Here is a 14,375-nt window from a genome sequence, read left to right as displayed (position 1 = left end):
GATGTCCGAGACGCACGAGAACCCCCTGCTCACCCGGCGGCCCGAGTGGACCGCCCTGCAGGACCACCGCGCCGAGTGGAACGCGCATCTGCGGGAGCTGTTCGAGGCGGACCCGGCGCGTGCCGAGCGGTACGTGGTGCGCGTCGGTGACCTGCGCATCGACTACTCCAAGCACCTCGTCACCGACGAGACGCTGGCGCTGCTGCAGGAACTGGCCACCGCCACCGATGTGTTCGGACTGCGCGACGCCATGTTCCGCGGCGAGAAGATCAACATCACCGAGAACCGCGCCGTGCTGCACACCGCGCTGCGCGCCCCGCGCGACGCGGTGATCGAGGTCGACGGCGAGAACGTGGTCCCCAAGGTCCACGCGGTGCTCGACAAGATGGGCGGCTTCGCCGAGCGCGTCCGCTCCGGCGAGTGGACCGGCCACACGGGCCGGCGGATCCGCAACGTCGTCAACATCGGCATCGGCGGCTCCGACCTGGGCCCCGCGATGGCGTACGAGGCGCTGCGGGCTTACACCGACCGCTCGCTGACGTTCCGGTTCGTCTCGAACGTCGACGGCGCCGACCTGCACGAGGCGGTGCACGACCTGGACCCGGCGGAGACGCTGTTCATCGTCGCCTCCAAGACCTTCACCACGATCGAGACGATCACCAACGCCACCTCGGCCCGCTCCTGGCTGCTGAACGGCCCCGGCGGACTCGGCGAGGAGAAGGCGGTCGCCAAGCACTTCGTGGCGCTGTCGACGAACGCCGAGAAGGTCGCCGCCTTCGGCATCGACGTGGACAACATGTTCGAGTTCTGGGACTGGGTCGGCGGCCGCTACTCCTACGACTCCGCCATCGGCCTGTCCCTGATGATCGCGATCGGCCCGGACCGCTTCCGCGAGATGCTCGACGGCTTCCGCATCGTCGACGAACACTTCGTGAACGCCCGCGCCGAGGCCAACGCGCCTCTTCTGCTGGGTCTGTTGGGCGTCTGGTACGGCAACTTCTTCGACGCGCAGACGCACGCCGTGCTGCCGTACAGCCACTACCTGTCGAAGTTCACCGCGTACCTCCAGCAGCTGGACATGGAGTCCAACGGCAAGTCGGTGGACCGCGACGGCGACCCCGTGCACTGGCAGACCGGTCCGGTGGTGTGGGGCACGCCCGGCACCAACGGGCAGCACGCGTATTACCAGTTGATCCACCAGGGCACGAAGCTCATCCCGGCCGACCTGATCGGCTTCGCCCGTCCCGTCGATGAGCTGAGCGACGAACTCAAGGCGCAGCACGACCTGTTGATGGCCAACCTGTTCGCCCAGGGCCAGGCACTCGCCTTCGGCAAGACCGCGGAGGAGGTCCGCGCGGAGGGCGTGGCCGAGGAGCAGATCGCCCACCGCACCTTCAAGGGCAACCACCCGACGACCACGATCCTCGCGCGCGAGCTGACCCCTTCGGTCCTCGGCCAGCTCATCGCCCTCTACGAGCACAAGGTGTTCGTCCAGGGCGCGATCTGGAACATCGACTCCTTCGACCAGTGGGGCGTGGAGCTGGGCAAGGTCCTCGCCAAGCGGGTCGAGCCCGCCCTCACCGAGGGCGCGGACGTCCCCGGCCTCGACTCCTCCACCGCCGCCCTGGTGGCCGCCTACCGTGAACTCAAGGAAGTGAACTGACCGTGCAGATCGGACTCATCGGCCTCGGCAAGATGGGCGGCAACATGCGCGAGCGCATCCGCCGCGCCGGCCACACCGTCATCGGCTACGACCGCGACCCCGAGCTCTCCGACGTGGCGAGCCTCGCCGAACTGGTCGACAAGCTCGAAGCCCCGCGCGTGGTCTGGGTGATGGTCCCGGCCGGCGCCGCGACCCAGTCCGTCGTCGACGAGCTCGGCGGGCTGCTCCAGTCCGGCGACACCGTCGTCGACGGTGGCAACTCCCGCTGGACGGACGACGAGAAGCACGCCGAGGAGCTCGGCGCCCAGGGCATCGGCTTCGTCGACGCGGGCGTCTCCGGCGGTGTGTGGGGCCTCAAGAACGGCTACGCCCTGATGGTCGGCGGCGACAAGGAGCACGTGGAGCGCCTCCACCCCATCTTCGAGGCGCTCAAGCCGGAGGGCCCGTACGGCTATGTCCACGCCGGCAAGGTCGGCGCCGGGCACTTCTCGAAGATGGTCCACAACGGCATCGAGTACGCCATGATGCAGGCCTACGCCGAGGGCTGGGAGCTCCTTGAGTCGGTGGACTCGGTGACCGACGTGCGCGAGGTGTTCCGTTCCTGGCAGGACGGCACCGTCATCCGGTCCTGGCTGCTGGACCTCGCCGTCAACGCCCTCGACCAGGACGAGCACCTGGAGCAGCTGCGCGGGTTCGCCCAGGACTCCGGTGAGGGCCGCTGGACCGTGGAGGCCGCCATCGACAACGCGGTGCCGCTGCCGGCGATCACCGCTTCCCTCTTCGCCCGGTTCGCCTCCCGCCAGGACGACTCGCCGCAGATGAAGATGGTCGCGGCGCTGCGCAACCAGTTCGGCGGTCACGCCGTCGAGTCGACGAAGTCCGCGAAGGAGTAGTCCGGCCGTGGGGGATCTTCTTCTGGTCCGCCACGGAGAGACGGAGTGGAGCGCGTCGGGACAGCACACCAGCTGGACCGACCTGCCCCTCACCCAGCGGGGCGAGGAACAGGCCAAGTCCCTCGCTCCACTCCTCTCCGGCCGGGCCTTCGCCCTGACACTCACCAGCCCACTGCACCGAGCGGCCCGTACCGCCGAACTCGCGGGCCTCACCGGTGCCGTACCCGAACCCGGCCTGCACGAGTGGGACTACGGCGGCTACGAGGGCATCACCACCGCGGAGATACACCGCACCCGCCCCGCCTGGGACCTGTGGACCGACGGCACCCCGCCCGGCCCGGACGGCCACCCCGGCGAGTCGCCGGAAGACGTCGGACTGCGCGCCGACCGCGTGCTGTCCCGCGTCGAGGCGGCACTCGAGGAAGGCGACGTCGTCCTGATCGCCCACGGCCACTTCCTGCGCGTCCTCACGGCCCGTCGTCTCGGACTCCCGCCCGCCGAGGGCCGGTTGTTCCAACTGGCGACCGCCACGGTCAGCCGCCTGTCGACGGAACACGGAAGACCGGTGATCGCCGAGTGGAACACACGCCCCTGAGGCGGTGCCGCCGGTAGGTTGGTCCCGGGAGGGATTTCCCATGCCGCCACTTGATCTGGTGAGGGAACTCAAGGACGCCTACCGGCCGCCCGTGGGCAGGGCGGTCCTGGCACGGATCCCTGACCTCGGCTACCTGATGATCGACGGCAAGGGCGATCCCAACACCTCCGACGGCTACCGCGCGGCGGTCGAGGCGCTGTACACGGCCTCGTACGCCCTGAAGTTCACGATCAAGCGGGGCACGTCCGGGCTCGACCACAAGGTCATGCCACTGGAGGGCCTGTGGTGGGTGCCGGACATGGAGCAGTTCTCCGTGGAGCGCAAGCAGGACTGGCAATGGACGATGATGATCGCCCAGCCGGCGGCTGTCACACCGGAGTTGGTGGCGGAGACGCTCGGCACCGCCAAGCTCCGCAAGAAGGCCGAGGCGCTCCCCCGGCTCCGGTTCGCCCCGTTCGCCGAAGGGCTCGTGGCCCAGATCATGCACGTGGGCCCGTACGCGGACGAGGCACCGACCGTCGCCGCCCTGCACGGCTTCATCGCCGAACAGGGATACGCACTGTCCGGCAAGCACCACGAGATCTACCTCAAGGACCCCCGGCGCACCGCGCCCGAACGGCTCAGAACGGTGATCCGGCAACCGGTCACCGTCCGGTGACAGGTCAGGTGGCCCGGACGCGCCACATCCCCGACGAGGACAGGGTCACGTATCCGTGCCGCGGGAGCCGCAGGCTGCCCCTCCGGTCCACGGCCGAGGTGAGACGGACGAGCTGTTCGCCGCCGTCGGCCGGGGTGTAGCTGAGCGTCCCGGGGACGTCCACGAAGTCGTAGCGCAGGACCGGGGCGTACTCGTAGTAGGGCTTGGGCGCGAAGTACCCGAAGGTCTCAGTGCCCTTCACATCGGTGTCCCCGGCGGGCTGTCGGGGCAGCGCGTCGGCCTCCACCACCCGCAGCCGCCATCCGCTGAAGCCGCCGGAGCCGTTGCGGTGGCGGACGCGTCGGACCTCGACGGCGTCGCAGTCGGCGGGCAGCACGAGGTGGGAGGGGCCGCGTCGGTGGATCCTGGCGAGGGGTTTCCTGTCGCGCTGTCGGTACGCCCCCTTCCGCATGGCGACCAGTTCGAAACCGGACGTGAAGCCGCCACGGAACTCCAGTGGGACGGGTGTGCCGGTTCCGGCTCCGGGAAGGTCGACGGTCCGGTCACGCCACCCCGACCAGGTGCCGCCCGGCGTGTCCTCGGCCATCGGTTCTCCTCCTGTCGGCTGTAGTCCGTGACTTGTGGGACATCGTGGCATTGACAGTCATAGGCGATCACGTCAGAGTCCCCGCTGATGGAGATCAACGAGCTGACGCCGGCCGAGCAGCGCCTCTGGCGGGCCTTCGCCACCGGTGCGGAGGTGGACTTCCGTGACGCCGGGGACGAGTGGGGCGCCGAACGGACCGTCAGGGCGGCGGTGTTGCGGGCGCTGCTCCTCAACGGGCCACACGAACCGGGGGAGATAGCGGCCCTCAAGATCAGGGGCGCCCTCGTCACCGGCGCGCTGGAGCTGCGGTACGCGACGGTGGACAGCGTCATCCATCTGACCCACTGCCGTTTCGAGGCCGCCCCCGACTTCATCGGCGCCCATCTGCGCTATCTCAGCATGCGTGACTCCGAGATGCCCGGCCTGTCGGTGACCCGGGCCCGGGTCGAAGGCAGCCTGCGGCTGACGCGCTGCCGGTTCGGCGGGCCGGTGCGGCTGGACGGGGCGCAGATCGCGGGGGCACTGTTCCTCGACGAGGTGGAGATCGCCGCCGAGCCCGCCGGGACGACCGCCGGGACCCTGGCGCGCCCTGTGCTCCAGCTCAACCAGACCACCGTCGACGACGACCTCTGTGCCCGGTCCCTGCGCGCACAGGGTCTCGTCCGGCTCGACGGCGCCACCGTGGCCGGCTCGCTCGATCTGGAGGACGCCGAGCTGACCAACCCCGGCGCCCGGGTGATCGAGGCGGAGGCCCTCGACATCGGCGCCAACCTGCTGGGCCGGCGACTGCGCGCACAGGGCCGGATCGACATGCGTGGCGCCCGGATACCGGGCCGGGTGGATCTCCTGGACGCCCGCTTGTCCAACCCGGGCGGCACCGCTCTGCGGGCCAGCAGTTGTGTGATCGGCGAGTTCTGGCTGCGCCGGGGCCCCCGCGTCGAGGGGTTGCTGAACCTGCGCCGGGCCGAGATCAACCAGCTCGACGTGGAGCCGGAGATGCTGCCCGACCAGGTGCGGCTGCTCGACCTCACCTACACCTTCCTCACCCCGCACGAGCCCGCCGAGCGCCGGCTGCCGATGCTGGAGCGTGACGACGGCGGCTTCGACCCGCACGCCTACGAGCAGTTGACGGCCGCGTACCGGCGCATCGGCGACGACCAGGCCGCCCGGCTCGTCCAGCTCGCCAAGCAGCGCCGGCGCCGGTCCACGCTCCCCTGGTACGGCCGGGTGTGGGGGCACCTCCAGGACTGGGCCGTCGGCTACGGCTTCCGCCCCCTGCGTGCCGCCGTCTGGCTGCTGTCGCTGCTCGCCGTCGGCTCGGTCGCGTACGCCACACACCACCCGCCCGCGCTGAAGGCGTCCGAGGCACCCCGCTTCGACCCGGTCTTCTACACCCTCGACCTGCTGCTGCCGGTGATCTCGTTCGGGCAGGAGGGCGCGTTCGCCCCGACCGGCGGGTACCAAACTCTGTCGTACGTCCTCATCGTCACCGGCTGGATCCTGGCGACCACCGTCGTCGCGGGCGTGACCAGGACCGTCAGCCGTCAGTGAGGCGGACGTCAGCGGGCCGCGTGCTGGGCGGTCAGCCGCACCTGCGCGTTCGCGGCGCCGTAGCCCTGGTAGCCGCCGTCGCGCTGGACGAGTTCGAAGAAGACGCGCCCCACGGTGTGGGTGTAGCAGTGCCGGAAGACGCCCTGCGCGTCCCGGTCGTAGAGGATGCCGAGGTCGCGGTACGTCTCCAGCTCTCCCTCGGCGAACTCGAAACGGGCCGCGAGGTCGTCGTAGTAGTTGGCCGGGATCGGCAGCAGGCGGCCGCCGGCGCCGACGAAGCGGCGGGCCGCCGCGACCACGTCGTCGGTGGCCAGCGCGATGTGCCGGGCGTGCGCCGTGTCGTCGCCGGGCGCCGCGCCGACCGTGAGCGGGATGCGGACGGCGCCGTCGGCGTTGGCGACCGCGCGGCTGCGCAGCAGGCCGTAGGGGTCGGCGACGTCGACGCTCTCCTGCGCGTCCAGCCCGAGGACGCTGCGGTGGAAGAGGACGGCCTCGTCGTAGTGGTGCCAGGGCTGGGTGAGTGAGAGGTGGTCGATCCGCACGGCGCGCGCGGCGGCCGCGCCGGTGCGCGGGACGTCCTCGAAGTCCGCGCGCCAGTTGGGCAGCCCCGGCCGGTCCGTGGCGCACAGGAAGAGTTCCGTGCCGTCGGGGGCGGCGACGGCGTCGAGGGTGGCGTCCTCGGGGGCGCGGCGGCGGGGCAGTACGGGTGCGAGCAGGGCTTCGGCGCGACGTGCGGCGGCGGAGGGGTCCGGTGACTCCAGGCCGATCGCGGCGAGGCAGGTGCCGTCGCGGCCGGCGGCCGGGCCGGTGTTGACCAGGACCCTCGCCGCGCCCTGCTCCCAGAGTTCGACGGGCTTGCGGCGGTGGCGGGCGGTCCGGGCGAAGCCGAGAGCGGCGAGGAGGGCGGAGACGGGGGCCGCGTCCGGCGTGACCAGCTCGGCGAAGGCGACGCCAGTGGGGGCGGTGGGCTCGGGCAGGGATGCGAGGCCGACCTCCTCACCGAGGACGAGCAGCGAGCGGCGGGCGTCGACCGCGGTTGGGCCCGCCTCGGCCTGCCTGTGCACGTCGTTGAAGACCTCCAGGGAGAGCGGGCCGTCGTAGCCGGTGCGCAGCACCTGCCGAACGAGCCCGGCGACGTCGAAGCCGCCCTGGCCGGGGAAGCAGCGGTGGTGGCGGCTCCACTGCAGGACGTCCATGGCGAGCAGCGGGGCGTCGGCGAGCTGGAGGAAGAAGATCTTCTCGCCGGGGATGTCCGCGATCCCGTTGAGGCCCCTGGGGTCGGAGGTCCGGGAGAGGATGTGGAAGCTGTCCAGGCAGGTGCCCAGTGCCGGGTGGCCGGCGGTCTCGACGATGCGCCAGGCGTGGTCGTAGGTGCTGACGTGCCGCCCCCAGGCGAGCGCCTCGTAGGCGACGCGGATGCCGGACTCCGCTGCCAGGTCGGCGAGCCGGTTCAGCTGTTCGGTGGCGAGCGCGTCGTCGTCGACGGCGAGCGGGTGGACGCTGGAGCAGACGAGGACGGTGTCCGCGCCGAGCCTGCGCATGAGCTCGAACTTGTGCCGGGCCCGGCGCAGGTTGCGGGCGAACTCCTCGGCGGGCACGGCCTCGATGTCCCGCATCGGCTGGTAGAGGTCGATGCCGAGGCCGAGGTCGGCGCAGCGGACACGGATCTCCTCGGGGGTGAGCGGGCTCGCGAGCAGGTCGTTCTCGAAGATCTCGACGCCGTCGAAGCCGGCCCGGGCGGCCGCGGTGAGCTTCTCGGTGAGGGATCCGCTCAGGGAGACGGTGGCGATGGACGTGCGCACCTCGGTACCTCTTCTCTCTCCTCGGGTTGCTATTTGGGGGCCCGCACGGCCCCGGCCAGCTCGGTGAACACGGCGAGCATCCGCGCGCTGTCGGGTTCCCGGCCGGTGAACAGACGGAACGCGTCGGCGGCCTGGAAAACGGCCATGCCACCGCCGTCGAGGGTGAGACAGCCCAGTGCGCGGGCGGTGCGCAGCAGCTCGGTCTCCAGCGGCCGGTAGACCACGTCGGCGACCCAGAGTCGCGGGTGCAGCAGCTCGACGGGCAGGGGCGGTCCGGGGTGGGCGGCCATGCCGACGGGGGTGGCGTTGACGAGGCCGCCGACGCCGTGGGCCTCGGCGAGCAGACCGGGCAGCCGGTCGGGGCCGGCGGCGGCCGCCCGGCCCGCCCCGAAGCCGCGGTTCAAGGACGCGGCCAGGGCGGCGGCCCGCTCGGGCAGCGCGTCGACGACGGTGACCCGTTCGGCGCCGAGGGTGAGCGTGGCGTGCGCGACGGCCGCGCCCGCGCCGCCGGCGCCCAGCTGCACGACCCGCTCCAGCGGTACGTCGGGCAGCCCGCGCGCGAAGGAGGCCGCGAAGCCGGTGACATCGGTGTTGTGGCCCACGGCGCGGCCGCCGTCCAGGACGACGGTGTTGACCGCCCCGAGCGCCTCGGCCTGCGGGGAGAGCGCGTCGAGGTGCGGGACGACCAGCTGCTTGCAGGGGTGGGTGATGTTCAGCCCGTCGAAGCCCAGGTCCCGGGCGGCCCGCAGCAGGTCTCCCACCGCCTCGGGGGGTACGCCCAGGGTCTCGATGTCGATCAGCCGGTAGAGGCAGCGCAGGCCCTGCCGGTCCGCCTCCCGCTGATGCAGCGCCGGGCTGAGCGAGGGGCCGATCCCGGAGCCGATCAGCCCGACGAGATACGAGTCCTTGGGCACGGTCGGCCTCCCGAGGTGACTAATGTACGAACCAGTACGTTAGTGATAGCAGGCGAAGACGAACCTTGGGAAGATCTCCCCTGCGAGCTCCTACAATCGCGGCACTGACACCTCGCCCGAAGGAACCCGATGACCCGCGCCGACGAAGCGGCAGCACCGAACGGGCGCACGCGTGACGCCGCCCGCACCCAGGCCGAGATCCTCGACGTGGCCACGCGGGAGTTCGCCCGGGCCGGCTACGACGGGGCCCGCGTGGACGAGATCGCCGCCCGCACCCGCACCACCAAGCGGATGATCTACTACTACTTCGGCGGCAAGGAGCAGCTGTTCACGGCCGTCCTGGAGCGGGCCTACGGCGTGATCCGCGAGGCCGAGCGGCGGCTGGACGTGGAGCACCTCGACCCGGTCGCGGCCATCCGGCGCCTCGCCGAGCTCACCTTCGACCACCACGAGCAGCACCCCGACTTCATCCGTCTGGTCAGCATCGAGAACATCCACGGCGCCGAGCACATCGCGGCCTCCGAGAAGCTGGGCAGGATCGGCTCGCCCGCGCTCGACGTGATCCGCCGGATCCTGGCGGCGGGCCAGGAGTCCGGCCTGTTCACGGCCGATGTCGACGCCGTCGACCTGCACGCGATGATCAGCTCGTTCTGCTTCTTCCGGGTCTCCAACCGGCACACCTTCCGGGTGCTCTTCGACCGCGACCTGGTGGACCCGGCTCAGCACGAGCACTACCGCACCATGCTGGGCGACATGGTGATCGCCTACCTGACGGCGGAGCGCGCGGCGGAGTAGGCACCCGCCGCACGACCTCTTGACACCCGGGGAAACAACGGCGCACCATCCCACCCACCACGACTAACTATCCAGTGGGTTAATTAGCCGAGAGATCCGGCCCCTCCCCTCCGCTCATGCCTCCGCTCGCAAGGAGCACGCCGTGTCCGTCCCCGCCGCGTCCCCGCCCACGGGCCAGCCGAAGAAGGCCGCCACCGCGGCCTGGATCGGCAGTGCCCTGGAGTACTACGACTTCTTCATCTACGGCAGTGCCGCCGCGCTGATCTTCCCCGAGGTCTTCTTCGACGAGTCCGATCCGGCGACGGCCACCCTGCTGTCGCTGGCCACCTTCGGCGTGGCGTACGCCGCCCGCCCCGTCGGGGCCCTGTTCCTTGGGCATTTCGGCGACCGGGTCGGCCGTAAGAAGATCATGGTCTTCACGCTGATCCTGATGGGCCTGTCGACGTTCCTCATCGGGTGTCTCCCGACCCGCGCGCAGGTCGGCACCCTCGCGCCCGTCCTGCTGGTGCTGTGCCGGGTGCTCCAGGGCATCTCGGCGGCGGGTGAGCAGGCCAGCGCGAACTCGATGACCCTGGAACACGCGCCGGCCAACCGGCGCGGGTTCTTCACCAGCTTCACGCTCAGCGGCACCCAGGGCGGCCAGCTCCTCGCCACCCTGGTCTTCATCCCGGTCGCCGCGCTCCCCGACGACCAACTGCTCTCCTGGGGCTGGCGGATCCCGTTCTGGCTCAGCGTCGGGGTCGCCGTCGTGGGCTACGTGATCCGGCGCAAGCTGGCGGAGACCCCGGTCTTCGCCCAGCAGCAGGCCTCCGGCGAGGGCGTCGCCAAGCTGCCGCTGGCGGTGCTGCTGCGCGAGCACTGGGCCGACGTGCTGCGGGTGGTGGCGGGCGCGCTCGTCGCCTCGGTCAGCACGATCTTCACGGTGTGGGCGCTGGCCTACGCGACGAGCGACTCCGTCGGGATGAGCCGCTCGTCGATGCTGTGGGTGGGCGCGTCGGCCAACCTGGTCGCGCTGGCCGCGATCCCCCTGTGGGCCACGCTGTCGGACCGGGTCGGCCGCCGCCCGGTGTATCTGGTCGGCGCCGCGGGCAGCGCGGTGGCGATGTTCGGCTACCTCTGGGCGATCTCCACGGGCTCCTACCCCCTGACCTTGCTGCTGGGCGTCGTCGCCTTCGGTGTCGTCTACAGCGCCGCGAACGGTGTGTGGCCCTCCTTCTACGGCGAGATGTTCCCGACCCGCGTCCGGCTGTCCGGCATGGCCGTCGGCACCCAGATCGGCTTCGCCGTCGCCGGGTTCGCGGTCACCTTCGCCGCGCGGATCGCCGGGCCGGGCGGCGACGACTGGTCGGCGGTGGCCCTCTTCACCGCGGCCCTGTGCGTCCCGCCGCTCGTCGCCGCGCTGTCGGCCCGTGAGACGGCGAAGGTGCCGACGGAGCAACTCGGTGAGCGGGCACGGCGGGAGGCGTCACAGCCGGAGACGGTGACGGCCTGACACCGTATCGGCGGCCGGGGGCCGGTCACCGACTCCCGGCCCTCGTCTACTGGTTGGACCAGGCACGCCGGCACAGCACCAGCCGGTAGCCGTCCGGGTCCTCGATCGTCACTCCCCACTCGTTCCAGTACGGGTTGGGCGAGAGGACCCGCCTGCCGCCGTGCTCCTCCAGCCGGGCGACCAGGTCCCCCGGTACCGGTCCGTCGACGTACACGACGAGGAGGTCCTCCTCGGTGGGCCGCGGTTCGACGGGGTGGGCGGCCTCGTGCACCAGCTCCAGATGCCAGTCGGCGTCCGTCCACCCGACCATCAGCAGATCGTGCTCCCCCGGCTTGGCCCCGCCCTCCGCCCGCCACAGGACACCGAGCCCCAGTCCGTCCACCCAGAACCGCTCGGCAGCGGCGAGGTCACGGGAGGGACGGGCGATACGGACATGACTGCGGCCGTCGACCGGCATGAGGGCTTCTCCTCTTCGTTCAGGGCGTGCCAGGCCAGCGTAGGCAGCGGGCTGGATCACGAGAATCGGCCGTTGGTCGTGGGACCGGCGGCCTACGACCGGTGCTGTCCCGCCCCCGGTGGCCACGTGGCGTGCGGGGAAAATGTCTTGCACCCCGCAGAACACGCGACCTACGGTCGCGATCATGCTGCCTCCGGTGGAAAACGACGAGGAGTGGGACGCGGTCGTCTCCGACGAGACCGTGATGCGGGCCGGTGCCGAGCACCTCTGCGCACGTCTGGGTCTGGCGGGCGCGCCGCTGACTCGCTTCCCGGAGGGGTCGCAGCCGGTCTACGCGGTGGGCGACGACCTCGTCCTCAAGCTGTTCCCGGGAGCCGCCGCGGGGGACGGCGTCGCCGAAGGGCGCGTGCTCTCCCACCTCCACGGGCTGCTGCCGGTGGAGACGCCACGGGTGCGGGAGTTCGGGCCGTACGAGAACGGCTGGCAGTACGTGCTGATGTCACGGCTGCGCGGCGAGAACCTCGCCCACGCCTGGGACCGCGTCCCGCCGGGCGACCGTGACCGGATCGTCGGCGAGATCGGCGAACTCCTCGCCGTGCTGCACTCGTTGGACCCGGCCCCTCTCGAGGACGTCCTGGGGCCGGGCGACTGGAGCGCCTTCACCGGCCGGCGGCGCCGAGACACCGTGGAACAGCAGCGCGGGCACGGGCTGCCGGCCGACTGGCTGGAGCAGATCCCCGGTTACCTCGCCGAGGTCTGCCTCCCCTCCACCCCGCGCCGGTCCCTGCTGCACACCGAGGTCATGCGGCAGCACTTCCTCGTCGACCCCGACGGATGGCGGCTGACCGGGGTCTTCGACTTCGAACCGGCCATGATCGGCGACCGCGCCTACGACTTCGTCGGGGTCGGCCTGTTCGTCACCTGCGGCGACCCGAAGCTGCTGGGCCGTCTCGCGAAGGCGTACGGCCAGACCTTCGAGCCGGACATGCTGATGGCGTACACGCTGCTGCACGTGTACAGCGACCTCCCCTGGTACCTGCGCGAACTGGGCGCGCCGGCCGCGGGGACACTCCCCTCGCTGGCCCGGAGTTGGTTCGGCACCGCCTGAGCGGCGCCGGTACCGACGCGCCCAGATACGTCATCCCTTGACCGCGGAGCCGGCCACGCCCTGTACGAACCACCGCTGGAAGAACGCGAAGACGATCAGCACGGGCAGGACCAGCAGGACACCGAAGGCGAGCACCTGCCCCCAGTCCACGGGCTGTTGGCCCTGGAAGACGCTCATCTCCAGGGGCAGCGGCCGCACCGAGGGGTCGGACACCATCAGGACCGGCCAGAGGAAGGAACCCCACTGGGTGAGGAAGGTCAGGATGGCGACCGAGGCGAACACCGGCTTCGACATCGGGACGATGATCGCGAAGAAGGTGCGCCAGGGGCCGGCGCCGTCGATGCGGGCGGCTTCCTCGATGCTGGGCGGTATCGCGCGGAAGAACGTGGCGAACTGGTAGACGGAGAAGGCGTTGGCGATGAACGGAACGGCCTGGATGTAGAGCGTGTTGCGCTGCTCGTTGAACAGGTAGAAGAGCGGGACGGCCACCGCCTCGAACGGGACCAGCATCAGCAGCAGCAGGACGGCGAAGACGGCGCCCCGGCCCCGCCAGCGCAGCCGTGTGAGCCCATACGCGGCCATGGAGTTGACGATCAGTCCGCCGAACACCACGACCGTGGCCACCAGCACTGAGACACCCATGAAGCGCCAGAAGTATCCGGTGGCGTCGGAGTCGAAACTGTTCAGGACCGCCGTGTAGTTGTCCAGGGACAGATGCGTGGGCAGGAAGCCGGAGAGACCGTTCAGCACCTCGTCGGACGGCTTGAAGCTGCCGACGAGGAGGTACAGGACGGGTAGGACGAAGACGAAGGCCAGCAGGCCCAGGACGAGGTGGTCCAGGAGGCGGCGCAGGGGGGTCGTGGTCATGATCGGTCCTCGGTGCCGGGGCGGACGACGCGGCGCTGGATGAGGGTCAGGACGACGACGATCAGGAAGAAGACGACGGTGATCGCGGACGCCTGGCCGATGTTGTTCTGGTCGAAGGCGGTGGTGACGGCCTGGTACATCACGGTGCGGGTGGCGTCCTCGTCCAGACCGCCGCCGTGCACGAGGACGTAGACCTGGTCGAAGACCCGGAAGGACAGCACCGAGGTGAGCAGGGCGACGAAGACGAGCGTGCCGCTGATGCCCGGCAGGGTGACGTGGCGGAACTGCTGCCACCGGGAGGCCCGGTCGAGCTGGGCCGCCTCGTAGAGCTCGCCCGGGATTTGCTGGAGGCCGGCGAGCAGGATGACCATCTGGAAGCCGACGCCCTGCCAGACGGACAACACGATGACCGAGGCCATGGCGGTGAGCCCGTCGCCCAGCCAGTCGAAGGCGCCCCAGTTGCCGAAACTCACCGCGTGGAGCGCGGAGTTGAGCAGTCCGTCACCGCTGCGGGCGAGGATGAGCCGCCAGATGACGGCGACCAGGGCCATGGGGAAGACGACGGGCAGGAAGAACAGTGACCGGTACAGGCCGATGGCCTTGAGCTTGCGGTTGAGCAGGATCGCGAGGGCGAGCGCCAGTCCGGTCTGGAGGGGGACGACGACCACGGCGAAGGTCAGGTTGTTCAGCAGCGCCCGCAGGAACGGCCCCGAGAGGTCGGGGTCGGTGAACAGGCGACGGTACTGCTCCAGGCCGAAGAAGGTGGGCTCCAGGGGGGAGCCGAGGCGCACGTTGTAGAAGGAGAGTACGACCGCGTAGCCGAACGGGACGCCGACGAAGGCGATCAGGCCGCCGAGGGCGGGTGCGGACATGAGCAGTCCGTGCACCCAGTCGCGGTTCTTGCGTGCCGTTCGCGCGGGTCCGTCCTTGGGCGCGGGCGGGCTCTGGTGTCGGCCGGAGGGCACGGCGGCCGCGGGTTCCACGGTTGTCACGA

The 14,375-nt window shown here is 70.9% G+C and carries 14 protein-coding genes; 8 read left to right on the top strand and 6 right to left on the bottom strand.

The features are described from left to right. Nucleotide 1 precedes the first annotated feature (1 nt). From pgi to IG99_RS12820, 4 genes are read left to right on the top strand one after another with little or no spacing between them, the layout of a single operon-like run. Complete coding sequence (gene pgi, locus IG99_RS12835) at nucleotides 2-1,663, top strand: glucose-6-phosphate isomerase (protein ID WP_037673153.1); 1,662 nt, start codon at nucleotides 2-4, stop codon at nucleotides 1,661-1,663. Between the two features lie 2 nt (nucleotides 1,664-1,665). Next, nucleotides 1,666-2,556 carry a phosphogluconate dehydrogenase (NAD(+)-dependent, decarboxylating) gene (gnd, locus tag IG99_RS12830; protein ID WP_037673152.1) on the top strand — a complete coding sequence of 297 codons (891 nt, stop codon included), beginning with the start codon at nucleotides 1,666-1,668 and terminating at the stop codon, nucleotides 2,554-2,556. Nucleotides 2,557-2,563: 7 nt separating this feature from the next. Further along, on the top strand, nucleotides 2,564-3,151 hold the full coding sequence (locus tag IG99_RS12825) for a histidine phosphatase family protein (protein WP_037673150.1): 588 nt from the start codon (nucleotides 2,564-2,566) through the stop codon (nucleotides 3,149-3,151). A 40-nt stretch (nucleotides 3,152-3,191) separates the two neighbouring features. Beyond that, nucleotides 3,192-3,809, top strand: a complete 618-nt coding sequence (locus IG99_RS12820) for a GyrI-like domain-containing protein (RefSeq protein WP_037673147.1) — start codon at nucleotides 3,192-3,194, stop codon at nucleotides 3,807-3,809. 4 nt (nucleotides 3,810-3,813) lie between these two features. On the opposite strand, the gene IG99_RS12815 is transcribed toward IG99_RS12820, so the two are convergent. Then, nucleotides 3,814-4,395, bottom strand: coding sequence for a hypothetical protein (locus IG99_RS12815; RefSeq protein ID WP_037673145.1), 582 nt, complete (start codon nucleotides 4,393-4,395; stop codon nucleotides 3,814-3,816). 87 nt (nucleotides 4,396-4,482) lie between these two features. Between IG99_RS12815 and IG99_RS12810 the strand changes: the two genes are divergently transcribed. Next, nucleotides 4,483-5,946: a hypothetical protein gene (locus tag IG99_RS12810; protein ID WP_037673143.1), complete on the top strand. Its 1,464-nt coding sequence runs from the start codon at nucleotides 4,483-4,485 to the stop codon at nucleotides 5,944-5,946. A gap of 8 nt (nucleotides 5,947-5,954) precedes the next feature. Here the strand turns inward: IG99_RS12810 and IG99_RS12805 are convergent, their stop codons facing one another. Both IG99_RS12805 and IG99_RS12800 read right to left on the bottom strand, forming a co-directional pair. After that, entirely contained in the window at nucleotides 5,955-7,748 is a 1,794-nt protein-coding gene (locus tag IG99_RS12805) for a bifunctional sugar phosphate isomerase/epimerase/4-hydroxyphenylpyruvate dioxygenase family protein (protein WP_037673141.1), read from the bottom strand. 29 nt (nucleotides 7,749-7,777) lie between these two features. Continuing rightward, the gene (locus IG99_RS12800) at nucleotides 7,778-8,662 is read right to left on the bottom strand and encodes a shikimate dehydrogenase (RefSeq protein ID WP_037673138.1); all 885 of its coding nucleotides are present in this window, start codon (nucleotides 8,660-8,662) and stop codon (nucleotides 7,778-7,780) included. A 129-nt stretch (nucleotides 8,663-8,791) separates the two neighbouring features. On the opposite strand from IG99_RS12800, the gene IG99_RS12795 reads away from it, so the two are divergent. Together IG99_RS12795 and IG99_RS12790 are read left to right on the top strand one after the other, a co-directional pair. Next, entirely contained in the window at nucleotides 8,792-9,457 is a 666-nt protein-coding gene (locus tag IG99_RS12795; protein ID WP_037673135.1) for a TetR/AcrR family transcriptional regulator, read from the top strand. Nucleotides 9,458-9,599: 142 nt separating this feature from the next. Next, nucleotides 9,600-10,949 (top strand): MFS transporter, encoded by a 1,350-nt coding sequence (locus IG99_RS12790; RefSeq protein ID WP_037673133.1) that lies wholly within the window; start codon nucleotides 9,600-9,602, stop codon nucleotides 10,947-10,949. 46 nt (nucleotides 10,950-10,995) lie between these two features. Here the strand turns inward: IG99_RS12790 and IG99_RS12785 are convergent, their stop codons facing one another. Then, nucleotides 10,996-11,406, bottom strand: coding sequence for a VOC family protein (locus IG99_RS12785; RefSeq protein ID WP_037673130.1), 411 nt, complete (start codon nucleotides 11,404-11,406; stop codon nucleotides 10,996-10,998). A 184-nt stretch (nucleotides 11,407-11,590) separates the two neighbouring features. On the opposite strand from IG99_RS12785, the gene IG99_RS12780 reads away from it, so the two are divergent. Continuing rightward, a complete protein-coding gene (locus IG99_RS12780) occupies nucleotides 11,591-12,514 on the top strand; it encodes an aminoglycoside phosphotransferase family protein (protein ID WP_037673129.1) in 924 nt (307 codons plus the stop codon). Between the two features lie 30 nt (nucleotides 12,515-12,544). Here the strand turns inward: IG99_RS12780 and IG99_RS12775 are convergent, their stop codons facing one another. Beyond that, nucleotides 12,545-13,381 (bottom strand): carbohydrate ABC transporter permease, encoded by an 837-nt coding sequence (locus tag IG99_RS12775; protein WP_037673126.1) that lies wholly within the window; start codon nucleotides 13,379-13,381, stop codon nucleotides 12,545-12,547. Continuing rightward, on the bottom strand, nucleotides 13,378-14,373 hold the full coding sequence (locus IG99_RS12770; RefSeq protein WP_037673125.1) for a carbohydrate ABC transporter permease: 996 nt from the start codon (nucleotides 14,371-14,373) through the stop codon (nucleotides 13,378-13,380). Before IG99_RS12770 ends, IG99_RS12775 begins: the two co-directional genes overlap by 4 nt. Nucleotides 14,374-14,375: the final 2 nt, after the last annotated feature.

The sequence above is a fragment of the Streptomyces griseus subsp. griseus genome (assembly GCF_000720255.1).
Classification (GTDB): domain Bacteria; phylum Actinomycetota; class Actinomycetes; order Streptomycetales; family Streptomycetaceae; genus Streptomyces; species Streptomyces griseus_I.
This window is presented reverse-complemented; position numbering and strand designations above follow the sequence as displayed.